The organism is Sphingobacterium sp. 18053 (genome assembly GCF_902706145.1).
In the GTDB taxonomy this organism is placed as follows: domain Bacteria; phylum Bacteroidota; class Bacteroidia; order Sphingobacteriales; family Sphingobacteriaceae; genus Sphingobacterium; species Sphingobacterium paramultivorum.
The window spans coordinates 1-408 of sequence record NZ_CACSJW010000054.1 but is presented as its reverse complement, the minus strand read 5'-3'; the positions used below and the strand labels follow the sequence as shown (position 1 = coordinate 408).

1 rRNA gene is annotated in these 408 nt (G+C 49.5%); it reads right to left on the bottom strand.

The annotated features are described in order from the left end of the window. Positions 1-408 (bottom strand): 23S ribosomal RNA (locus GVK91_RS27250); the annotation flags it as partial.

Genomic DNA, 408 nt, shown 5'->3' with positions numbered 1-408 from the left:
CTCCAAGATTCTCAAATGTCGACGCTAGCCCTAAAGCTATTTCGGAGAGAACCAGCTATCTCCAAGTTCGTTTGGAATTTCTCCGCTACCCACAAGTCATCCAAGCACTTTTCAACGTGCCCTGGTTCGGTCCTCCAGTGCGTCTTACCGCACCTTCAACCTGCTCATGGGTAGGTCACATGGTTTCGGGTCTACGACATAATACTAATTCGCCCTATTAAGACTCGGTTTCCCTACGGCTCCGTCTCTTCAACTTAACCTCGCATCATATCGTAACTCGCCGGTTCATTCTACAAAAGGCACGCTCTCACCCATTAACGGGCTCGAACTTGTTGTAGGCACACGGTTTCAGGTTCTATTTCACTCCCCTTCCGGGGTACTTTTCACCTTTCCCTCACGGTACTGGTT